Origin of the sequence: Pseudomonas sp. NPDC089530, from assembly GCF_050280705.1 — a bacterium.
In the GTDB taxonomy this organism is placed as follows: Bacteria; Pseudomonadota; Gammaproteobacteria; order Pseudomonadales; family Pseudomonadaceae; genus Aquipseudomonas.
In genome coordinates this window covers 35575-57743 of sequence record NZ_JBNNVU010000004.1, presented here as the reverse complement: position 1 = coordinate 57743, position 22169 = coordinate 35575, and the positions used below count along the sequence as shown (strand labels likewise).

General features: G+C 64.5%; 19 protein-coding genes. 10 read left to right on the top strand and 9 right to left on the bottom strand.

Annotation, left to right across the window (positions count from 1 at the left end; translation table 11 throughout):
* The first annotated feature begins 154 nt into the window (after positions 1–154).
* Positions 155–1054 carry a bestrophin family protein gene (locus ACQKQA_RS02850; protein WP_427553282.1) on the top strand — a complete coding sequence of 300 codons (900 nt, stop codon included), beginning with the start codon at positions 155–157 and terminating at the stop codon, positions 1052–1054.
* 113 nt (positions 1055–1167) lie between these two features.
* Positions 1168–2223 (top strand): tetratricopeptide repeat protein, encoded by a 1056-nt coding sequence (locus ACQKQA_RS02845; protein ID WP_427553280.1) that lies wholly within the window; start codon positions 1168–1170, stop codon positions 2221–2223.
* Between the two features lie 177 nt (positions 2224–2400).
* On the opposite strand, the gene ACQKQA_RS02840 is transcribed toward ACQKQA_RS02845, so the two are convergent.
* The 5 genes from ACQKQA_RS02840 to ACQKQA_RS02820 all read right to left on the bottom strand — a co-directional run bounded on the left by ACQKQA_RS02840 (position 2401) and on the right by ACQKQA_RS02820 (position 8960).
* Positions 2401–2778, bottom strand: a complete 378-nt coding sequence (locus ACQKQA_RS02840) for a response regulator (RefSeq protein WP_427553278.1) — start codon at positions 2776–2778, stop codon at positions 2401–2403.
* A gap of 77 nt (positions 2779–2855) precedes the next feature.
* Entirely contained in the window at positions 2856–4037 is a 1182-nt protein-coding gene (locus ACQKQA_RS02835; protein ID WP_427553276.1) for a hybrid sensor histidine kinase/response regulator, read from the bottom strand.
* Positions 4031–4633 (bottom strand): chemotaxis protein CheB, encoded by a 603-nt coding sequence (locus ACQKQA_RS02830; protein WP_427553274.1) that lies wholly within the window; start codon positions 4631–4633, stop codon positions 4031–4033. The genes ACQKQA_RS02835 and ACQKQA_RS02830 overlap by 7 nt, the downstream gene beginning before the upstream one ends.
* Positions 4630–5445, bottom strand: coding sequence for a CheR family methyltransferase (locus ACQKQA_RS02825; RefSeq protein WP_427553271.1), 816 nt, complete (start codon positions 5443–5445; stop codon positions 4630–4632). The genes ACQKQA_RS02830 and ACQKQA_RS02825 overlap by 4 nt, the downstream gene beginning before the upstream one ends.
* Positions 5445–8960, bottom strand: a complete 3516-nt coding sequence (locus tag ACQKQA_RS02820) for a response regulator (RefSeq protein ID WP_427553269.1) — start codon at positions 8958–8960, stop codon at positions 5445–5447. The genes ACQKQA_RS02825 and ACQKQA_RS02820 overlap by 1 nt, the downstream gene beginning before the upstream one ends.
* A gap of 224 nt (positions 8961–9184) precedes the next feature.
* Here ACQKQA_RS02820 and ACQKQA_RS02815 point away from each other — a divergent pair, with 224 nt between their 5' ends.
* The 4 genes from ACQKQA_RS02815 to ACQKQA_RS02800 all read left to right on the top strand — a co-directional run bounded on the left by ACQKQA_RS02815 (position 9185) and on the right by ACQKQA_RS02800 (position 13520).
* Complete coding sequence (locus ACQKQA_RS02815) at positions 9185–9544, top strand: response regulator (protein ID WP_427553267.1); 360 nt, start codon at positions 9185–9187, stop codon at positions 9542–9544.
* A gap of 97 nt (positions 9545–9641) precedes the next feature.
* Positions 9642–10934, top strand: a complete 1293-nt coding sequence (locus tag ACQKQA_RS02810) for a glycosyltransferase (RefSeq protein ID WP_427553265.1) — start codon at positions 9642–9644, stop codon at positions 10932–10934.
* A 352-nt stretch (positions 10935–11286) separates the two neighbouring features.
* A complete protein-coding gene (locus ACQKQA_RS02805; protein WP_427553263.1) occupies positions 11287–12192 on the top strand; it encodes an AraC family transcriptional regulator in 906 nt (301 codons plus the stop codon).
* A 125-nt stretch (positions 12193–12317) separates the two neighbouring features.
* Complete coding sequence (locus ACQKQA_RS02800; RefSeq protein WP_427553260.1) at positions 12318–13520, top strand: MFS transporter; 1203 nt, start codon at positions 12318–12320, stop codon at positions 13518–13520.
* A gap of 254 nt (positions 13521–13774) precedes the next feature.
* On the opposite strand, the gene pssA is transcribed toward ACQKQA_RS02800, so the two are convergent.
* Positions 13775–15118 (bottom strand): CDP-diacylglycerol--serine O-phosphatidyltransferase, encoded by a 1344-nt coding sequence (gene pssA / locus ACQKQA_RS02795; protein WP_427553258.1) that lies wholly within the window; start codon positions 15116–15118, stop codon positions 13775–13777.
* 207 nt (positions 15119–15325) lie between these two features.
* On the opposite strand from pssA, the gene ACQKQA_RS02790 reads away from it, so the two are divergent.
* Both ACQKQA_RS02790 and ACQKQA_RS02785 read left to right on the top strand, forming a co-directional pair.
* Positions 15326–15913: a TetR/AcrR family transcriptional regulator gene (locus ACQKQA_RS02790; RefSeq protein WP_427553441.1), complete on the top strand. Its 588-nt coding sequence runs from the start codon at positions 15326–15328 to the stop codon at positions 15911–15913.
* Positions 15914–15960: 47 nt separating this feature from the next.
* Positions 15961–16440 (top strand): DUF1348 family protein, encoded by a 480-nt coding sequence (locus tag ACQKQA_RS02785; protein WP_427553256.1) that lies wholly within the window; start codon positions 15961–15963, stop codon positions 16438–16440.
* A gap of 107 nt (positions 16441–16547) precedes the next feature.
* Here ACQKQA_RS02785 and sfnG read toward each other — a convergent pair whose 3' ends face one another.
* A complete protein-coding gene (sfnG, locus tag ACQKQA_RS02780; protein WP_427553254.1) occupies positions 16548–17642 on the bottom strand; it encodes a dimethylsulfone monooxygenase SfnG in 1095 nt (364 codons plus the stop codon).
* A gap of 474 nt (positions 17643–18116) precedes the next feature.
* On the opposite strand from sfnG, the gene ACQKQA_RS02775 reads away from it, so the two are divergent.
* The gene (locus tag ACQKQA_RS02775) at positions 18117–18896 is read left to right on the top strand and encodes a TSUP family transporter (protein ID WP_427553252.1); all 780 of its coding nucleotides are present in this window, start codon (positions 18117–18119) and stop codon (positions 18894–18896) included.
* Between the two features lie 77 nt (positions 18897–18973).
* On the opposite strand, the gene nudC is transcribed toward ACQKQA_RS02775, so the two are convergent.
* Together nudC and ACQKQA_RS02765 are read right to left on the bottom strand one after the other, a co-directional pair.
* Positions 18974–19804 carry an NAD(+) diphosphatase gene (gene nudC / locus ACQKQA_RS02770; RefSeq protein WP_427553250.1) on the bottom strand — a complete coding sequence of 277 codons (831 nt, stop codon included), beginning with the start codon at positions 19802–19804 and terminating at the stop codon, positions 18974–18976.
* Positions 19805–19810: 6 nt separating this feature from the next.
* Entirely contained in the window at positions 19811–20623 is an 813-nt protein-coding gene (locus ACQKQA_RS02765) for a crotonase/enoyl-CoA hydratase family protein (protein WP_427553248.1), read from the bottom strand.
* 806 nt (positions 20624–21429) lie between these two features.
* On the opposite strand from ACQKQA_RS02765, the gene pncA reads away from it, so the two are divergent.
* Positions 21430–22089 (top strand): bifunctional nicotinamidase/pyrazinamidase, encoded by a 660-nt coding sequence (pncA, locus tag ACQKQA_RS02760; protein ID WP_427553246.1) that lies wholly within the window; start codon positions 21430–21432, stop codon positions 22087–22089.
* Positions 22090–22169 lie beyond the last annotated feature (80 nt).

Genomic DNA, 22169 nt, shown 5'->3' with positions numbered 1-22169 from the left:
GAAAGCTTATCGCCCCGACCTTCCCGGGAGGAAGAGCATCTTGCCCGAAGCCTTCATCGATCGCCTCAATCGCCTCGTCGACAAGACCGATTGGACAACCCAAGCCCCGGCTTCTAGCCTTGCCCCGCCGCGCCAGCCCTGAGTCGTGCCCCCGATGATCATCCGCCCCAAGCCGAACCTGCTCGGCATCCTGTTTGCTCTCAAGGGCTCGATCGCCAGGCGCATCGCCCTGCGCTGCCTGCTGCTGACCCTGCTGGCCGCGGCGATCGTGCTGGTGGAAACCTTAAGCCCGGCGTACTTCTCCAAGGTCAATGCCACGCCCTTCACCCTGCTCGGGCTGTCGCTGTCGATCTTCATGAGCTTTCGCAACAACGCCTGCTACGACCGCTGGTGGGAAGGCCGCAAACAACTGGGGCAGATGATCGTCGAGGTGCGCTCGCTGATTCGCGAAAGCCAGATCCTCCAGGACCCCGCCGAGCGCGAACGCCTGTTGCGCGAACTCTGCGGTTTCGCCCACGGCCTGATCGCCCGCCTGCGCCACGAAGACGAGGCCGGCGCCGCCCAACCCTGGGTCGGCCAGGCCATCGAGCGCCAGCACCCGAACATCCCCGACAGCCTGTTGCAGGGGCTGGGCCGCCGCTGTTCGGTGCTGGCCGAGCAAGGGCTGATCAGCGAGTGGCGCTACACCCAGCTGGAAACCCGCCTGGTCAGCCTGAGCCAGGTCCAGGCCAGCTGCGAGCGGATCAAGAACACCCCGCTGCCCTACCCCTACACCTTGCTGCTGCACCGCACCATCTACCTGTTCTGCCTGCTCCTGCCGTTCGCCATGGCCGAGCCCCTGGGCTGGCTAACGCCCCTATTCACCGCCATCGTCAGCTACACCTTTCTCGGCCTGGACGAAATTGGCGACGATCTGGAAGACCCGTTCGGCTTCGACGACAACGACCTGCCGTGCAATGCCATCCTGCGCACCCTGGAGCGGGAAATACTGGCGGCCCTCGGCCAGCGCGAGCTGCCGCCGGCCCTGGAGCCGGTCGACTACGTGTTGACATAAAGGCCCTGGCCTGGCGGTCCGGAGCGGACATGAGCGGCCAGCGGGTTTGACTCCGCGGGAAACCTGACCGAAGCTTGCGCCTTCGTAAAGTCGCCCCCGCCATGGATGCCTGCATGACCAAACCCCGTCGCAACCTGCTGATCAGTCTGCTCGCCGTAGTGGCCCTGGGCCTGGCGTGGCAGTTCCTGCGCACCGCGCCACCGGTGGTACCGGACGCGATCAAGCACGGCTACGGCAAGGCCCTGGAACAGGCGCGCAACGGTCAGCCCGGGGCCGCGCGGGTGCTGTATCAGCAGTTGGCGCGCCCTGACCTGTCGGACAGCCGGCGCATCCGCCTGCTGGCCGAGCTGCCCAACTACCCCAGCCCCCAGGCGCTGAAACTGGTCGACGCCGACCTGCACCACGCCGCGGCCGAAGTCCGCCAGGCGGCCATCCAGAGCGTGCTCGGCCTGGTCCCCGCAGGCCAGCGCAGTCTGCTGATCGGCCCGTTGCTGGACGACGAGGAACAGAATGTGCGTTTCGCCGCTGTCACCGCCCTGCTCGGCCTGACGCCGGATGAACAAGGCCTGTATTTCGGGCCGCTGCAGCAAGTGATCGATGAATACACCCAGGTGCTCAAGGCCCAGCCGGAGAACGTCGAGGCGCAATACCAGCTGGCGCGCCTGTACCTGCACAACGCCAACCTGGCCAAAGCCCAGCAGACCCTGGAACAGGCCCTGCGCCTGCAACCGGACAACCTGCAGGCGGTGATCCTGCAGCTGGAGGTCCTGGATCGCCAGGGCCAGAGCGAAACCGCCCGCCAGTTGCTGGCCAGCCAGTTGCAGGCGCAACAGGACTCGGCCTACCTGCAACACGCCCTGGGCATGTGGCTGCTGCACCACGAGCAAGGCGAGTTCGCCCTGCTCGGCCTGTCCCGCGCCGTGGAGCTGGAGCCGAAAAACGCCGACTACCGCTACGACCTGGCCACCACCCTGCACAGCGAAGAAGAGCTGGAAGCGGCGCAGAAACAGCTCGAAGAAATCGTCCAGCGCCAACCCGCCAACCGCAAGGCCCGGGTCCTGCTGATCAATTACTGGAAAGAAAGCGGCCAACTGCAGAACGTGCAGATCCTCCTGGCCCAGCTGGAACAGCAGAACCCCGACGACCCGGCCTTGCAGCAGGGCCTGTAACCGCTGCACTCCTGTAGCCGCTGCCGAGCGCAGCGAGGCTGCGATCGCCTGCAAAGCAGGCGTGAAACCAGGCAACGCACTCCACCTAACCCACCGCAAAATCAGGTTTTGCGACCGCTGCGCGGTCGATCGCAGCCTCGCTGAAGCTCGGCAGCGGCTACAGTGCAGCGGTTGTAGTCACGCCAGCAGCTCCTGGATCTGCTCGTGCAGGCTGTCGAGGTCGAAGGGTTTGGCCAGGATCGGCGCGCTGCGGGCGATGGGGCTGCCGGATTCGAGAATCTCGGTGGGATAGCCGCTGATGAAAATCACCTTGAGGTCCGGGCGCAGCTTCACCGCGGGCTCGGCGATCATCACCCCGGTGATTCCGCCCGGCAGCCGGTAGTCGGTGATCATCAGGTCCAGGTGCGGCTTGCTGGCCAGGATCTCGAACGCCTGCTCGCCGTTTTCCGCCTGCAGCACCCGGTAGCCCAGGCCCGACAGGTAGTCGGCGAGCAACATCAGGATCACCGGTTCATCTTCGACGATCAGTACGACGTCTTGTGCATCTTCACTCATGAGAAGCCTTTGTTCGGTCAATAGCTGCTGATACGACCCTCCGGTTGTCCAGAAGGTTGCGTGGGGCCGGTGTTTTCCTACAGCGGCAGACAAACGCGAAACTGGGCACCTTCGCCGACCCTGCTGTCGACTTCGATGCTACCGCCATGGGCCGTGACGATCTGCTCGGAAATGAACAACCCCAGCCCGAGGCCGGCCACCGCATGCTGAGCTGAGACGCGCTCGAACTGCTGGAAGATACGCGCCTGGTTTTCCTCGCCGATGCCGATCCCGTAATCGCGCACTTCGACCCGCGCCTGGGCGCCGGCCCTGTAGACCCGTACCTCGATCGGACTCTTGGCACCATAGCGCAAGGCATTGCTCAGCAGGTTGGAAATCACCTGTTCGATACGAAATTCATCCCACTGCCCGACCACCGCGTCCTCGGCCTCCAGGGTCAACGACGACTCGGCGGCCTCGACCTGGGGCGCGAAGTTCTGCAGCAGGCCACGCACCAGTTGCGCCAGATCGACTCGGCTCGGCCGCAGCGACAGCTTGCCGGTGCGGATCCGCGAGATATCCAGCATGTCCTCGATCAGGCGGATCAGGCTTTTGATCTGGCGTTCGTCGCGATCGACCATCGCGTGCATCTTGTCCAGGGTGAACGCCGCGGCGTTGTCCCGGGCCAGGTGCATCTTGCGCAGCTGGGTTTCCAGGATCAACCCGTTCAACGGCGTGCGCACTTCATGGGCGACGATCGACATGAAGTCGTCGCGCATGCGCACCGCCTGCTCCAGTTCGTTCTGGGTCAGCTGGAGCTTGTGCAGCAGCGCCTCCTGTTCGCGCCGGCTCTGCTCCAGGGCCTCGACCTGCTGCTTCATGGCCTTGCTCTGGCGGTACAGGTCGACGAACACACTGACCTTGCTCTTCACCGCATGGATATCCAGCGGCTTGTGCAAAAAGTCCACCGCGCCGCTTTCATAACCCTTGAAGGCATAGTCCAGTTCGCGCCCGGCGGCGCTGACGAAGACGATGGGGATGTTCCTGGTCTTCTCCATGCCGCGCATCAGCTCGGCCAGCTCGAAACCGTTCATGCCGGGCATCTGCACATCGAGGATGGCCAGGGCGAACTCATGCTGGAGCAGCAGCGCCAGGGCCTCGTCCGCCGACAGCGCCTTGTACACCAGGCGGTCCTCGCGCTTGAGCAACGCCTCGAGGGCCAGCAGGTTGTCCGGCAGATCGTCGACGATCAGCAACTTGGCCGGGATATGGCTCAGCATGCGCTTCGTTCCAGTTCGGCCAGCAAACGGCTGATGCCGTGCAAAGGGAGAATGTAGTCCGGGCGGTGCAGCGCGATGGCCGCCGCGGGCATGATCGGCACCTGGGCTTCGGCCGGGTCCTGGACGATGCTCAGGCCGCCGCGGCGCTTGACCTCGGCCAGGCCCTGGGCGCCGTCCTGGTTGGCCCCGGTCAACAGCACCGCGGCCAGGCGCGGGCCGTAGGCATCGGCAGCAGAGCCGAACAGGTAATCGATGGCCGGGCGCGAATGGTGCACCCGGTCTTCCTGGCTCAGGGACAGGCTGCGGTCCTGCTCCACCGACAGGTGATAACCCGGCGCGGCGACATACAGGGTGCCGCGGTGGATGGGTTGCTTGTCGCGGGCTTCTTGCACCGGCAGCGCCAGGCGCTGGGCGAACACTTCGGCCAGCTGGCTGCGACGTTCGTCGGGCAGATGGATCACCACCACGATCGGCAGGCCGAAGCCTGCGGGCAACGCGGTGAAGATCGTCAGCAACGCCTCGACGCCACCGGCCGAGGCACCGACCACTATGGCCTCGACCTGAGGCAAGGCGGTTTTGCAAAGGTCAGCGCTCATGATTTGCGGTAGATCCGTTCTTCTTTGACCAGGGGTTCGAAATGCCCGCCGTAGGCTGAAAAATCCACGGTCTCCTTGCTGCCCAGCACCAGGAAACCGCGGTGGCAGAGCGATTCGTGGAACAACCCGAAGGCCCGATCCTGCAACTTCTTGTTGAAATAGATCAAGACATTGCGGCAGGAAATCAGCTGGGTCTCGGAGAACACGCTGTCGGTCGCCAGGCTGTGGTCGGCGAAGGTCACGTTCTCGCGCAGGGTCTTGTCGAAGATCGCGTAGTCGTAGGCCGCCGTGTAGTAGTCGGCGAAGGAACGCAGACCGCCGGCCTGCTGGTAGTTCTGGGTGTAGGTGCGAATGTTCTCCAGGGAAAAGATGCCCTGCTTGGCCTTCTCCAGGGAGCGGGGGTTGATGTCGGTGGCGTAGAGGATGGTGCGCTCCAGCAGCCCCTCCTCGCGCAACAGGATGGCCATGGAATAGACCTCCTCGCCCGTACTGCAGCCGGCGATCCAGATCTTGATCGACGGATAGGTCCTGAGCAGCGGCACCACTTCCTGGCGGATCGCCAGGAAATGCGAGGGGTCGCGAAACATCTCGCTGACCGGAATCGTCAGCAACTGCAGCAACTGCATGAACGCGCCCGGGTCGTGCAACACCCGCTCCTGCAGGGCGGAAATGGTCTTGCACTCGAACTGGCGCAGGGCATGGTTGATCCGGCGCTTGATCGAAGCGCCGGAATAATCGCGGAAGTCGTAGCTGTACTTGAGGTAGATGGCTTCGATCAACAGACGCAGTTCGATCTCGGTATTGCGCTCCACTAGACTCGTTCCATCTTGGGCAACCAGACGCGGATCAGGGAAAACAGCCGGTCGAGGTCGATCGGCTTGGCCAGGTAATCGTTGGCGCCAGCCTGCAGGCAACGTTCCTGATCGTCCTTCATGGCCTTGGCGGTCACCGCGATGATCGGCAGCTTGCGCCAGCGCGGCTCCTTGCGGATTTCGACAGTGGCTTCATAACCGTCCATCTCGGGCATCATCACGTCCATCAGCACCAGGTCGATATCCTCGACTTCATTGAGCCTGGCGATCGCCTCAAGGCCATTACGGCCGATGACCACGTTCGCCCCCTTATGCTCCAGGGCGCTGGTGAGGGCGAAGATGTTGCGTACATCGTCGTCCACCAGCAGGATCGTGCGCCCCTCGAACACCTTGTCGCGGCTGCGGGCCGCTTTGAGCATCTTCTGCCGCTCATGGGACAACTGGGATTCGACTTTGTGCAGGAACAGCGTCACTTCGTCCAGCAGACGCTCCGGCGAGCGCGCGCCCTTGATGATGATCGAACGTGAATACTTGCGCAGGTCCGCCTCTTCGTCGCGGGTCAGGTTGCGCCCGGTGTAGACGATCACCGGCGGGAACGAGCAGATGTCCTCGGTGGACATGCGCTTGAGCAGATCATTGCCGAGCATGTCCGGCAGTTTCAGGTCGATGATCATGCAGTCGTAGAGGTTGTCGCGCAGCAGCTCCAGGGCCTCCTGGGCCAGGCCGACGGCGGTGATCTCGATGTCGTCGTCGCCGATCAGCCGGGCAATGCTGTCGCGCTGCAGGTCGTCGTCCTCCACCAGCAGCACGCGCTTGACCTTCTGGGTGAGCTTGGCTTCCAGGCGGGCGAACACGTCCTTGAGTTCTTCGCGGGTGGTGGGCTTGACCGCGTAGCCGATGGCGCCCATGTGCATGGCGGCTTCGACCCGGTCTTCCACGGAAATCACATGCACCGGAATATGCCGGGTCGTGGCGTGTTCCTTGAGGCGCTGCAACACCGTCAGGCCGGAATGGTCCGGCAGGCGCATATCCAGCAGGATCGCGTCCGGCACGAACTGCTCGGCCAGGCGATAACCCTCGTCGGCGCCATGGGCCACCAGGCACTGGTAACCCAGCTCATGGGCCAAGTCATACAGAATGTGGGCAAAGTCCGCTTCGTCCTCCACCACCAGGATGCAGCGGCCGGCGAACGGCGCCTTGTCGCGGTCGTCGGCGAAACGCCGGATCTCCACCTCGGGCTCCGGCGGCAACGGGGCCGGGGCCGGTTTGCTCGGCCGCAGCGTGACCACCGCGGCGGCCGGCCGCGACTGGTTGCGCTCCTCGGGCGAGCGTTCGACGTACTGCTCCGGCAGCAGCAGGCTGAAGACACTGCCCTGCCCCGATTCGCTGGCGACCGTGATCGATCCACCGAGCAGCGCCGCCAGGTCGCGGGAAATCGACAAGCCGAGCCCAGTGCCGCCGTAGCGGCGGTTGGTGGTGCCGTCGGCCTGGCGGAACGCCTCGAAGATGCTTTCCTGCTGCTCCGGCGCGATGCCTATCCCTGAGTCGCTCACGGCAAAGGCAATGCCCCCCCCAGGCTGGCGGGACACGCTCAGGCCGATCTGGCCCTTCTCGGTGAACTTCACCGCGTTGGACAGCAGGTTCTTCAACACCTGCTCGACCCGCTGGCGGTCGGTGAACAGCATCGAAGGCGCGTCGGGCTGCAGCTCGACCTGGAACCCCAGGCCCTTGTCCGCCGTCAGCGGCTGGAACAGCCCCTGCAGGCCTTCCACCAGGCGCGCGACACTGGTGTTTTCCGGACGCACGTCGAGCTTGCCGGCTTCCACCTTGGAAATGTCGAGAATGTCGTTGATCAGGTTGAGCAGGTCGTTGCCGGCGGAATAGATCGACTCGGCGAACTGCACCTGTTCGTCACTGAGGTTTTCCTGGGGGTTTTCCGCCAGCAGCTTGGCCAGGATCAGCGAGCTGTTCAGCGGTGTGCGCAACTCGTGGGACATATTGGCGAGGAATTCGGACTTGTACTTGCTCGAACGCTGCAGCTCCTCGGCCCGCTCCTGCAACTGCGCCTGCGCCTGGTTCAGTTCGCTGTTCTTGCAGTCCAGGGCGTCGCGCTGCCGCGCCAGGGCCTGGGCCTGCTCGGCCAGTTGCTCGTTGCTCTGTTCCAGCTCCACCTGCTGGGCTTCCAGGTTGACCTGGGACTCCTTGAGCACCCGCGACTGTTCTTCGAGTTCCTCATTGGCGGTCTTGAGTTCTTCCTGCTGCACCTGCAGCTCTTCGTTGAGCTGCTGGGTCTGGGCCAGCACGGTCTGCAGGCGCTGGCGATAACGCGCGGCTTCGATGGCGGTACCGATATTGCCGGCGATCCGCTCCAGCAGCTCGATATCGCGCTCGCCGAGGGCCCGCAGGAAGCCCAGTTCGATCACCCCGTTGACTCGCTCGTCGTCGCTGGTCGGCACCACCAGCACACTGCGCGGCGCGCCTTCGCCCAGGCCGGAACTGACCTTGAAGTAATCGCCAGGCACCTCGTCCAGGCGGATCGGCCGGCCCTGCTGGGCCGCCTGCCCGACTATGCCTTCGCCGATGAGAATCGACTGCTCGCGAGCTTCCTGCTCACGGGAGAAACCGTAGGTGGCCACGCGTTTGAGGCCGCCGGGCTCTTCGCGCACATAGATCGCCGCCACGGCGCTGCCCAGGTAGTGCGCGCAGAACTGCAGAGTATTGCGGCCCAGCACGTCCAGAGTCAGTTGCCCCAGCAACTGCTCGGCCAGTTCGGTCTGGCCGCTGCGCAGCCAGGCCTGTTGCTCCAGGCTCTGGGCGCTTTTCTGCTGGGTGGCGAGGTTGTCGCCGTAGCTTTTCGACAGGCTGAGCAGGTCGCGGCGCCCGATATAGGCCAGCAGACCGCTGAACCCCACCACGAACAGCAGGTACAGGGCCACGCTGAAAATGGTGGTGCGGGACACATGGTCACTGCGGTCGAGGCGCAACTGCTGCTCCAGCGCCACCGCGTCGTCGTATTCCTTGCGCATCTGGTCGGTCAGGCGCTTGCCCCGGCCAGACTTCACCGCAGCGCGATAGTCGCCGTCCTGGCGGCGCAGTTCGATCATGTTCTTGGCGTGCAGGCTCCACTCGTCCTGCAAGGCTTGCAGGCGCTTGAAGCGATCGACCTGCTGCGGATTGTCCGCCACCAGCTCGCCCAACTCGCGCAACTGGCTGAAAATCTGCGGCTTGGCCACTTCGTAAGGGTCGAGGAAATGCTCGTCGCCGGTGATCAGGAACCCGCGCATGCCGGTTTCCAGGTCGACCGTCAGCTTCGAGGCCCGGTTGATGCCGTTGATCACCCGGTCGCTGTGCTGGACCGACTGGATCACCGACAGCAGATAGCTGATCAGGACCACGAAGACCGCCGCGCTGAGCACGCCTACCCCCAGGGGCAGCGCGACGTTGCGACTCAAAAGCTTGCGAAAACTCTGTTCATCAACCGACATTGGAGCCCCTGTCGAAGTGTCAACGTCCATGGAAATTGCCCCAACGGCGGGCAATCTATCTATTCTTCCGAAGCCCCAGTCGCCATTTTCCATCCTGGACTGCCAGCCCTCGAGTAGACGGATGATTCTGGCACAGCTTGTACAGGTCCGCTTTTTTGTACAGCTTCTGGAACTTATCGTCAGGCATTATTTACTGAGGCAAGCAGCAGGCCTTTCACTGCGCTGCCCCTCTTCCCTTTTTCGAGAACCTGCCTATGCCCGCCACCGATTCCACCATCCTGGTCGTCGAAGACGACGCCATCGTGCGCATGCTGATTGTCGACGTGCTGCAAGAGCTGGAGTTCAAGGTATTGGAAGCCGCGGGCAGCGAAGCAGCCCTGACCCGGTTGCAGGATAGCGGACTGCGGATCGACCTGCTGATGACCGATGTCGGCCTGCCCGGCATGGACGGCAAGGAACTGGCGACCCGCGCCCGTGCCCTGCGCCCACAGCTGCCGATCCTGTTCGCCAGTGGCTACGCGGAAAACCTCGAGGTGTCCGCCGGCACGGCGGTGATCGCCAAGCCTTTCTCCATCGATCAGTTGCGCGACAAGGTCCGGGCGATCCTGGGCTAGGGACCCCGGGCGCCAATCCTGCAGGCGTCAGTCGGGCCGGGCTGTGGTTTAATGGCGCCCCCGCAGACACCCCCTCGCTTTTCAGGAATACCCGCCCATGAGTTCGAGCCCCGCCACCAAAGTCCTGGTCATTGGTTACGTCTGGCCCGAACCCCGCTCCTCGGCGGCCAGCGGGCACCTGATGCAGATTCTCCAGGTCCTGCTCGGGCAAGGCTGGGACATCACCTTCGCCAGCCCGGCCAATCCCGGCGAGCACAAGGAAGACCTCACGGCCCTGGGCATCCGCGAATGCCCGATCGAGCTGAACAACAGCAGTTTCGACCGTTTCATCGCCGAACTGGCGCCGGATATCGTGCTGTTCGACCAGTTCATGATGGAGGAGCAGTTCGGCTGGCGCGTCGAGCAGCAGTGCCCCGACGCCCTGCGGGTGCTGGAGACCTCCGACCTGCAAAGCCTGCGCCACGCTCGCCACCAGCGCCTCAAGGAACGCCTGAAAACCAGCGACGACCAGGATGACTTCAGCGCCCTGTTCGCCCCCGCCGCCGCCCAGGAGTTCGCCGGCATGGCCGACACCGACCTGGCCCGGCGCGAGATCGCGGCGCTGTATCGCTGCGACCTGAACCTGATGATTTCCGAGTTCGAGATCGAGCTGCTGGTCAAGCAGTTCGGCCTGGCGCCGGCCCTGCTGCATTGGTGCCCGCTGATGCCCGCGTCCATGCCGCAAAGCTATGTGCCCTTCGCCGACCGGGCGCACTTCCTGAGCATCGGCAACTTCCGCCACGCGCCGAACTGGGACGCGGTGCTGTGGATGAAGAATGCCGTGTGGCCGCTGATCCGCCAGCAGTTGCCGGGGGTGCAACTGCACATCTATGGCGCCTATACCCCGCCCAAGGCGGCGGCCCTGCACAATCCGGCCCAGGGCTTCCATATCATGAACTGGGCCGAGGATGCCTTGCAGGTCATGTCCACGGCGCGGATCTGCCTGGCCCCGCTGCGCTTCGGCGCGGGCATCAAGGGCAAGCTGCTGGACGCCATGCTCTGCGGCACGCCGAGCGTCACCACACCGGTCGGCGCCGAAGCCATGCACGGCGACGCGCCCTGGCCGGGGGCCATCGCCGAGTCGGCCAGCGCCCTCGCCGCGGCGGCGGTGCGCCTGTACCAGGACCAGGAACTGTGGCACGAAGCCCAGGAACAGGGCCGCCAGCTGTTGGCCGCGCGCTATCGGCAACAGGTCCACGGCCCGGCCCTGATCGAGCGCCTGCAACACTGCCGGGCGAACCTTACGCAACTGCGCCGCGACAACTTCACCGGCGGCATGCTGCGCCACCATCACCACAAGAGCACCCAGTACATGGCGCAATGGATCGAGGCGAAAAACCGCCTCGCCTGAGGCGCCCCCGACAACTACCCCCAAACCCCGTAGCCGCTGCCAAGCACCAGCGAGGCTGCGATAGGGCCTCAGGCCCTCTGCGATCTTGAAAACGCCGCGCCCGTTCCGGGCGATCGCAGCCTTCGGCAGCGGCTACAGGGACCGAGCCGCGCCTCGAACATTGGCCAACCCAAACCCCGTAGCCGCTGCCAAGCACCAGCGAGGCTGCGATAGGGCCGCAGGCCCTCAGCGATCTTGAAAGCGCCGCGCCCCTGCAGGTCGATCGCAGCCTGCGGCAGCGGCTACACCAGCACTGGTGCTGGACATCCGATGGAGGCATGATCTGGCGCTACAACGATAAAAGCGCAGCGCCATGAGCCGATCCGCGAGAGTCACCGACCCTTCCTACGAACTGATGGACGACCACAACGGCCTGTCGATCATCTATCGCCAGCACGGTTTCCCATGCCCCCTGGTGCGCTGGCACTTCCACAAGGAATACGAGCTGCACCTGATCGTCGCCAGCGCCGGCAAGGTGTTCATCGGCGACTACATCGGCAACTTCCACCCCGAATCGCTGTTCCTCACCGGCCCCAACCTGCCCCACAACTGGATCAGCCAGGTGGCCGAGGACGAGGTGGTGCCCAAGCGCGACATGCTGGTGAACTTCACCGACGAGCTGTTCGAAAGCGGCTACCAGGTGTTCGCCGAACTCAAGACCCTGACCCCGCTGCTGGAACGCGCCCAGTACGGCATCGAGTTCCGCTGCAAGCGCACCATCGCCCTGGCCATGGACCTGATGCAGCGGATCGCCGACTCCAGCGGCGTGACCCGGCTCGGGCACTTTTTCATCCTCCTGGAACAACTGGCCGCCTGCGACGACTACCAGCTGCTGTCCGGCGCCACCCGGGCGCAGCTGGCGGACGAGCATAACGTCGACCGCACCAACCGCGCGGTGGACTACATCTTCGCCCACTACGCCCGCGAACTGCCGCTGGAAGAAGTCGCCGACTACCTGGGCATGAAACCCACCTATTTTTCCCGGGTGTTCAAGCAGGCCACCGGACGCTGCTTCGTCGAGTTCGTCAACCGCCTGCGCATCAGCAAGTCCTGCGAACTGCTGGCCGACGGCGACAAGCCGGTGACCGAGGTGTGCTTCGAGTCCGGCTTCAACAACATCTCCAACTTCAACCGCCGCTTCCAGCAACTCAAGGGCATGACCCCGTCCCACTACCGGCGCCTCGTCGTGCAGCGCCTGACCGAACAGAACCTCGCCTGATCCCTGTAGGCGCAGCGGCCCTCACCCACCCTGCTGCTCTGGCATCAACTGCGCCAATAACCCTGGGCTTCGGCGCACTTTATCTGTAACGTCCGTGCCTTCCCGACTTTCATGGAAGACCTTGCATGCCCCCTGCAACGGCCCCGGCGCCGCTGGCCGCCTCGCCCTTCAACCTGTTGCCGCTGATGGTCGCCAACATGGCCTGCACCATGTCGATGATGGCCTTCGTCTCGCTGATCGGCCCCATCGTCCGGGTGCTGGGCCTGGCCACCTGGCAGGCCGGCGCGGCGGTGACCGTGGCCGGGGTGATCTGGATGCTCCTGGCGCGGCCCTGGGGCCAGGCCAGCGACCGCTTCGGCCGGCGCCGGGTGCTATTGCTCGGCACGGCTGGCTTCACCCTGGCCTACTGGGCCCTGTGCCTGTTCATCGATGTCTCGCTGCGCCTGCTGCCGAGCCTGTCTGTCGCCTTTATCGGCCTGATGCTCGGGCGCGGCCTGATCGGGGTGTTCTACGCGGCCATTCCGGTGGGTGGTTTTGCCCTGATCGCCGACAACGTCGAGCCCGAGCACCGGGCCCGCGCCATGGCCACCCTGGGCGCCGCCAACGCCGTCGGCCTGGTGCTGGGGCCTGCGGTGGCCGCGCTGCTCGCCCGCGTCAGCCTGAGCCTGCCGCTGTACGCCATGGCCGTGCTGCCGCTGGCGGCGTTTCTGGTGCTGCTGTACAAGCTGCCGCGCCAGGAACTGCACCTCAAGCAGGCACCGCGCTCGGTGCGCCTGAACGACCCGCGGTTGCGCCGGCCCATGGCCGTGGCCTTCGTCGCCATGCTTTGCGTGTCCATCGCCCAGATCACCGTGAGCTTCTACGCCCTCGACCGCCTGGGCCTGAACCCGGCCGACGCCGCCCAGGCCGCCGGCATCGCCCTGGCGGCGGTCGGCGTGGCGTTGATCTGCTCGCAACTGGTGGTACGCCAGCTGGAATGGCCACCGCTGAAGATGATCCGCGCCGGCGCGCTGCTGGCGGCCAGCGGTTATGCCGGCTGCATGCTGGTCGACAGCACCTGGGGACTGTGGCTGGCGTTTTTTGTCTCGGCGGCGGGCATGGGCGCGATCTTCCCCTCGTTCTCCGCCCTGGCGGCGAATGCCGTGGAAGCCGCCGAACAAGGCGCCACGGCCGGCTCCATCGGTGCGGCCCAGGGGTTTGGCGTGGTTATCGGCCCGCTGGCCGGCTCGCTGATCTATGCCGTCGAACCGCGGCTGCCGTACCTGATGGCGGCGGTGTTGCTGCTGTTGGTGGCGGGTTGGCCGGCGGCGAAACGCACCGGCAACTGATCCAAAGGCCCTGCGCCAGCGCTACATCGATCCCGACGCGCACAACGACGATGTAGCCGCTGCCGAGCGTAGCGAGGCTGCGATCGAGGCCGCAGGACTCGCCAGGCAGGCACCGCGCTTTTCCAGATCCTGCGTGGCGTCAGGTTTAGCGGCCCTGCGGGCCGATCGCAGCCTCGCGAGCTCGGCAGCGGCTACACGCGTGTCAGACGGAGGAGTTGTGCTGTGACCGCCCAGGCATCCCGCTCAACGCTTCTTCAGAGAATTCGATACAGCAACCGCTCGATCCGCACCCGGCTGACCCGGCGCAGGAATTTGCCGACCGCCGCCGGGTAGTCCACCAGGGTTTCCAGGCGCTGGAAGTGCTCGATGCGCCGGGTGTGGCGGAAAATCGTTTCCAGCTCCTGGCGCCGCGGCTCCAGCAGCTCGCCCTTGGGGTCGTCGAGCAGCAAGGCGTTTTCCAGGTCGAGACGGAAGGCCCGGGGGTTGAGGTTGTTGCCGGTCAGCAAGGTGTAGCGCTGATCGATCCACATGCCCTTGAGGTGATAGGTGTTGTCGCCGTCGCGCCACAGGTGCAGGTTCAGGCGGCCGCTGTCGATGGCCGACTGATGACGCTTGGCGAAGCGCCGCAGGCTGATCTCGTACAGATAAGGCAGCGCGGCGATGACCTTGAACGGCTCGCTCGGCGGAATGTAGAAGTCGTTGGCGGTCTTGTCGCCGACGATGATGTCGATCTTCACCCCGCGCGCCAGGGCGCGGTTGATTTCCCGGGTCACCGCCAGCGGCAGGTTGAAGTACGGCGTGCAGATCGTCAGCTGCTGCTGGGCGCTGGCGATCAACTCGCAGATGACCCGGCTCAGCGGGTTGTTCTTGCCCACACCGAGCAACGGGCTGACCGTCAGTTGATCCTTGATCACCCCGCCGGCACTGGTGTCGTAGGCCGCGTGCTTGAGGCGGCTGCGCAGGTCGCCGATGTCGTGGCGCAGGCTGCGGGTGGTCGGCAGGTTCGGCAGGTCCAGGCGATGCACCGCCCGCGAGGCCACCAGGCCATGCTGGACCAGGTGCTGCATGGAGTCGGCCAGCGCCTGGTTGTGCAGCAGGTGGTAGCGGTCGAAGCGGTATTTGTCGAACTTGTGCAGGTACACGTTGTTCAGGCTGGCGCCGCTGTAGATCACGCAATCGTCGATCACGAAACCCTTTAGGTGCAGCACGCCGAACAGCTCGCGAGTCTGCACCGGCACGCCGTACACCGGCACCACGCTTTCGTGGGTGCGGGTCATTTCCTGATACCAGGCCGAGTTGCCCGGCTGTTTGCCGGCGCCGATCAGCCCGCGCTGGGCCCGCAGCCAGTCGACCACGACCACCACGTCCAACTCCGGACGCGCGGCCTTGGCGGCATGCAGGGCATCGAGGATTTCCTGGCCGGCTTCATCCTGTTGCAGGTACAGCGCGACGATATAGATGCGCCGGGTGGCCTGGGCGATCTTTTCCAGCAGGCAACGGCGGAATTCGGCGGCGCCATCGAGGATGGACAGTTCATTGGCGGCCAGCGGGAAGCTGCGCAATTTGGGCAGCAGGGAACGTTTGAAAAGCGACGGCATAGGGCTCGCAGAAGGTCGAATCCAAAAGAGCGCAAGAGCTTACACCAAGGTGCCGGTGCGGGTCTTGCGGGTCACTGTGAAGATTTGTCGCCTGCCTTCTCGCGCCTGCCCCGCAACCGCGGGTGAATGGACAAGCCAAGATAATAAATTCGCGCATCGAAAAATAACTTGTTGACCAAGGAGAACGATCGTTCTACTGTACGCCACATGAACGAAATCACTAGCAACGACACACGCGACATCATTCTGGATGTCACCGAAAAGTTGATCTACAAAAGTGGCATCGCCGCCACGGGCATGGATCTTCTGGTGAAAACCGCCGGCGTCTCCAGAAAGAGCATCTACCGCTACTTCACCACCAAGGACGAGTTGGTGGTCGCCGCCCTGCAACGCCGCGACCAGCGCTGGATGCACTGGTTCACGAGCGAGGTGGACAAGGCCCCGACCCCGGCCGCGCGCCTGCTCGAGCTGTTCACGGTGCTGGGCAGCTGGTTCGCCTCCGAGGACTTTCGCGGCTGCGCCTTCATCAACACCAGCGGCGAGACCGGCGACCCGCAGGACCCGGTGCGCCAGGTGGCCAGGGAACACAAACAGAAACTGCTCGACTACGTGTCCGGGCTCTGTAAAGAACACGCCGCTGAAAAAACCGGCACCGAGGATCCGGAGGAGCAAGCCCGCCAGCTGCTGATCCTGATCGACGGCGCCATTACCGTTGCACTTGTGATGGGTGATCGCAGTGCTGCCGATAATGCGCAATGCATGGCGCGAAAGTTATTGGACCTGCCATTGTTCTAAACAAGTTCGACCTACTGCTGAACCTCAACTTTCATTGGAGACTTTAAATGTCATCTAACGCTGAAGTTCGTCCGCCGCTTCCCCCTTTCACCCGCGAATCGGCCATTGAAAAGATCCGCCTGGCCGAAGACGGTTGGAACTCCCGCGATCCGCAGCGGGTGTCCCTGGCCTATACCCTGGACACTCAGTGGCGTAACCGCGCCGAGTTCGCCCACAACCGCGAAGAAGCCAAGGGCTTCCTGACCCGCAAATGGGCCAAGGAGCTGGACTACCGCTTGATCAAGGAGCTCTGGGCCTTTACCGACAACCGCATCGCCGTGCGTTACGCCTATGAATGGCACGACGACTCGGGCAACTGGTTCCGCTCCTACGGCAACGAAAACTGGGAGTTCGACGAGCATGGCCTGATGTTCAACCGCTACGCCTGCATCAACGACATGCCGATCAAGGAAAGCGAGCGCAAGTTCCACTGGCCGCTGGGCCGCCGCCCGGATGACCATCCGGGGCTGTCCGAACTGGGTCTGTAACCGTCCCGGTCTCCTGTAGGAGCGCGGCTTGCCCGCGATAGGCACGACGCGGTGCGTCAGGCAGTCCGCCTATCGCGCGCAAGCTTCGCTCCTACAACGGCCCCGCCTCAGGCCACCGCCTCCTCCCGTTTCAACGCTGCCTTGGCTTCCAGCTCCCGCACCAGCGGCAACACCCGCTTGCCGAAGTACTCCACCTCTTCCTGGAAATGCAGGAACCCCGCCAGCACCAGGTCCACGCCCACCGCCTTCAGCGCCACGATGCGCTCGGCGATCTGCCGTGGCGTGCCGATCAGGTTGGTCTTGAACCCGTCGTTGTACTGCACCAGGTCCTCGAAGCTGGACTTGGCCCAGTTGCCCTCGCCTTCCGGCGATGCCTTGCCCGCCTGTTTCGCCGCGTCGCCAAAGGCGTTCACCGCTTCGGGATCGGCCTGCTCGATGATCTCGGCCAGCACCGCGCGTGCCTCCTCTTCGGTGTCGCGGGCAATCACGAAGGCATTCACTCCGATCTTCACCGAATGATTATTCGCCGCGGCCTTGGCGCGAATGTCGTCGACCTGGGCCTTGATCCCTTCCGGGGTGTTGCCGTTGGTGAAATACCAGTCCGACACCCGCGCCGCCATATCCCGCGCGGCGCGGGAGCTGCCGCCCTGGAACACCTCCGGCTGGCCCAGCGGCTTGGGCTTGAGGCTGTAGTTGTCGAAGCGGTAGAAGTCGCCACGAAAGCTGAAATGGTCCTGGCTCCAGATGCCCTTGAGCGCGCGGATGAACTCTTCGGAACGCCGATAACGCTCGTCGTGCTCCAGCCAGTGCTCGCCGATGGCCTGGAACTCGCCCTTGAACCAGCCGCTGACGATATTCACCGCGATCCGCCCCCCGGTCAGCTGGTCGATGGTCGCCAGTTGCTTGGCCGCCAGCGCCGGCTGCCAGGGACCGGGCAGGATCGCGGCGATTACCTTGAGCTTCTCGGTGGCGCCCAGCAGCGCATGGCTGAAGGCCACGGACTCATGCTGGAACTCGGCGCCGTAGCCGGCGGTGAAGCGGATCTGGGTCAGGGCGTAGTCGAACCCGGCGGCTTCGGCGAGCTGCGCCAGCTTGCGGTTGTAGTCGATACCCCAGTGGGTACGCTGCTCGATCTTGCTGACCACCAGCCCACCGCTGACATTCGGCACCCAGTAGGCAAATTTCACGGCTTGCTGACTCATTGGCTTGTCCTCGCGACTGAAGTGTCCGGGGGATAGAGCAGCAACCGTGCCACCTGGAAAACCCCGACCCCGCCGCCACCCTGTAGCCGCTGCCGCAGGCCGCGATCACCCGGGACGGGCGCGGCGGTTTCAAGGTCGCTGAGGTCCTGCGGACCTATCGCAGCCTCGCTGGCGCTCGGCAGCGGCTACGGGTTTTGGGGTGGCCAACGCTCGAGGCGCAACTCGGTCCCTGCGGCAGCGGCTACGGGAGTCAGCTATTGGGGAACGGGGCGATTTGTTGATGCGCTGTTGGCAGGGCAACAGTATTTGTGCGGCAGATCGGCAATGGGCCAAAGCACGGCAAGCCCGAAAGATGTTTTGCAAACAGCTTGGAGATAAGGCCCTGGAGCGGGTCGCCGGCATCCGAGGTTATGGGTAAGATACCGAGCTTTCCCGCAGTCCTTCTGCGCTCCCGCCGAACAATAAGCCGATCCCATGCCCTTCGAACTCAGCGTAGATTTGACCACCCTCGCCGTCCTGGCCCTCGTTGCCTTTATCGCCGGTTTCATCGATGCCATTGCCGGTGGCGGCGGCCTGCTCACCACGCCGGCGCTGCTCACCGCCGGCCTGCCCCCGCACCTGGTGCTGGGTACCAACAAACTGAGTTCGACCTTCGGCTCGGCCACCGCCAGCTTCACCTTCTACCGGCGCAAGCTGTTCCACCCTCGGCAGTGGACCCACGCCATAGTCGGCACCCTGGTGGGCGCGCTGACCGGCGCGGTGGTGGCCCATTACCTGCCGGCCGAATGGCTGAACAAGATGCTGCCGGTGATCGTCTTCGCCTGCGGCGTGTACCTGCTGTTCGGCGGCACGCCGAAAGCGCCCCTGGACAGCGAAGCGCCGATCAAGAAAAAGTGGCAATCGACCCAGGGCTTCGGCCTCGGTTTCTATGACGGCGTGGCCGGCCCCGGCACCGGCGCCTTCTGGACCGTCAGCAGCCTGCTGCTCTACCCCATCGACCTGGTCAAGGCCAGCGGCGTGGCGCGCAGCATGAACTTCGTCAGCAACGCGGCGGCGCTGGCGATCTTCATTTTCTCCGGCCAGGTGGATTGGGCCATCGGCCTGAGCATGGGCCTGTCGTTGATGGTCGGCGCCTTCTTCGGCGCCCGCACCGCCATCAGCGGCGGCGCCAAGTTCATTCGCCCGGTGTTCATCACCGTGGTCCTGGGCCTCACCGTGCGCCTGGCCTGGCAGCACTGGTTCAGCGCCGTTTAAGCCCCTGAAACGACAGCGGGCGAATCCAATGGATTCGCCCGCCTTGCCCTTCTTTACCGCCTTCTTCTAGCCGCCGCTCAACCCGGGAAGACCGGCTCCGCCAGCCCCAGGCGCCGAGCCACATACAGATCGATCAGGTAGCGGGCAATCGAGCGCGACGCCGGCAGCGGCGGCAGCTCGCGCACGTTGAACCACTGCGCATCCTCGATCTCGTCTTCCTGGGGCACGATCTGACCGCCGGCGTACTCGGCATGGAACCCCAGCATCATCGAATGGGGGAACGGCCAGCACTGGCTGCCGATGTACTGGACGTTCTTGACCTCGATCTGCACCTCTTCGCGCACCTCGCGCACCAGGCAGTCCTCGGCCGACTCCCCCGGCTCGGCGAACCCGGCCAGGGTGCTGTAGACCCCGGGCACGAACCGCGGCGAGCGCGCCAGCAGCACCTCGTCGCCGCGGGTGATCAACACGATCATGCTCGGCGAGATCCGTGGATAGCTGCGCAGGTCGCAGGGCTCGCAATACATCGCCCGCTCGCGCGCCACCTGGGTCATGGGCTTGCCGCAGTTGCCGCAGAAACGGTGCTCGCGGGCCCAGGTGCCGATCTGCGCGGCATACCCCAGCACCTTGTAGAGGGTGTGGTCGCCGTCGAGCATGAACGCCCGCAAGCCCTTCCAATTGCACCCCGGCACCTCGGCGACACTGTGCAGCTCGAGCAGGTACACCGGCTCGCCGTCCAGGTGGCCGATGCCATGCTCGGCGAGGATCGCCAGGTCCTGGCGCTTGAGCCATTCCCGGGGAAACAGCGCGCCGTTGTCGTCGAACAGAAAGCCTTGCGGGCCGCGGGCCACGGCCCAGCCGCCGGGCAGGTCGATATCCAGTACTGCGGTGGTCCAGCGTGAAGTCATGTTCAATCAGTCCAGAAATTCGGGTTTCTGTTTGCTCATATGGGCGGCCATGGCCACGCGCAGGTCGTTGGATTGCAGCATGGCGGCGTTCCAGGTAGCGATGTATTCCAGGCCGTCGTCGATCCGGTGGTCACGCATGTAGCTGAGCATTTCCTTGGTCCCGCTGACGGCGATCGGCGACTTGCTGGCGATCTCCCGGGCAATGCCCATCACGCCATCGAGCAGGCTCGCGCTATCGGCGTAGGTGCGATTGACCAGGCCGATGCTGCGCGCCTCTTCGGCACCGAAGGTGCGCCCAGTGTAAGCCAGTTCGCGCAACATGCCGTCGCCGATGATACGCGGCAAACGTTGCAAAGTGCCGACATCGGCGGCCATGCCGATATCGATTTCCTTGATCGAGAATTGCGCGTCCTCGGCCGCGTAGCGCATGTCGCAGGCGGAGATCAGGTCGATGGCGCCGCCCAGGCAATACCCCTGGATCGCCGCCAGCACCGGCTTGCGGCAATGATCGACGGCGTTGAAGGACGCCTGCAGCTGCAGGATCTTGCGCCGCAACAGACGCGCATTGCGCCCGACGTCCTTGCCCAGCTCATTGGCCACGCCGGCCAGCATCATCAGGTCGATACCGGAAGAAAAGTGCTTGCCGGCGCCGCTCAGCACCACCACACGGACCGCGTCGGTGTCGTCGATCCAGCGGAAGATCTCGATGATCTCGCTCCAGAACGCGGCATTCATCGAGTTGATCTTCTCCGGCCGGTTGATCTGCACATGGGCGATGTTGTCAGCAAGTTCAACGCGAAAGGCTTGATATTCGGACATGGCAGCATTCCTTACCGGGCAAAAAAATGAGGCCCGAACTATAGCAAGGGCCCATAGCGCGCAGTAAGGCAGCGCATCGGCCAAAACCGGGACTGGCACCACCAACCGAGCACCCGCCCTTGTAGCTGCTGCCGAGGCTGCGAGGCTGCTATAGGACCGAAGGTCTTCCTGTGATTTCAAGATCCTGCGCCCCCTGCGGGGTCGATCGCAGCCTCGCCAGGGCTCGGCAGCGGCTACAGGTGCGCCGACCGGGAGGTCGCGCTTGGCTTTTGATCTTGCTTTTGATTCACCCGCCCCATCGGCAGGCCGAGTGGAGGTGTTCATCAGGGGGTAGGCGCGCAGCGCCCCTCGACGAAGTCGAGGACATCGAGAGGAGGTCGAAGCGAAGCCGACCGGAGGCGATGCCCCCTGATGGACACCGGAGCGAGGGAACCTGAGCGCAGCGAAGGCCGTACGCTAGGGGCAAGCGTTTTTGGTTCCTTTTTAGGCGTTTGTAAAAAGGGACTCGCCGTAAGGGCGAAACCCTAAGTGGCCGTGACCGCAGGAATGGATATGTACACCGTCCAAAACATGCAGCGCCAGAACGGACGCAATCGCGGGCAATCGAGCGTCGACCGGCCGCTCCTACAGAAGCAGAACCAGTCAACTGTCACCCATGTGCTTGAACTCTTCTGTCACCCATGTGGGTGAACCACATCCCGCAACCCTGACCGAAACGCTTGCCGACCACCCGAAGCCCCAAGCCCACCGGGCAAGCTATGCTCTGAACTCAACGGACTGATCGCCCCACCCCAAGGAGCCTGAACATGCAAACCCCAACCACCCCCTGCCCCTCCCGCGCGGCCCTGCTGGTCATCGACGTCCAGAACGACTTCATCCCCGGCGGCGCCCTGGCCGTCCCCCAGGGCGAGCAGATCGTGCCGCTGATCAACCGCCTGGGCAGCCACTTCAAACAGGTGGTCATCGCCCAGGACTGGCACCCGGCCGGACACATCTCGTTCGCCTCCAGCCACGAGGGCTATACCCCGAACGACAGCATCCAGCTGCCCTATGGCCCGCAAGTCCTGTGGCCCGACCATTGCGTGCAGGCCAGTCGTGGCGCCGAACTGCACCCGCAACTGCACCTGCCCCACGCCCAGTTGATCCTGCGCAAGGGCTGCAACCCGGATATCGACAGTTACTCGGCCTTCGTCGAGGCGGACCGCAGCACCACCACGGGCCTGGCCGGCTACCTCAGCCAGCGCGACATCGACACGGTCTACCTGGTGGGGCTGGCCCTGGACTACTGCGTGGCCTGGTCGGCGCTGGATGCGCGGGCAGCGGGCTTCAATACCTCAGTGGTGGTCGATGCCTGCCGGGCGATCGACCACAACGGTTCCCTGGACCAGGCCATCCGCCAGATGCGCAGCGCCGGCGTGAACCTGATCGGCTCCAGCGAACTGCAGTTGACCGTCGGCCACCGCTGACCCGTCTCTGGATCGCCTGCGACGGCGGCAGCCCAGGGTGCCTGGTTGTCCGCCATCGCGCGCAAGCTGCGCTCCTACAG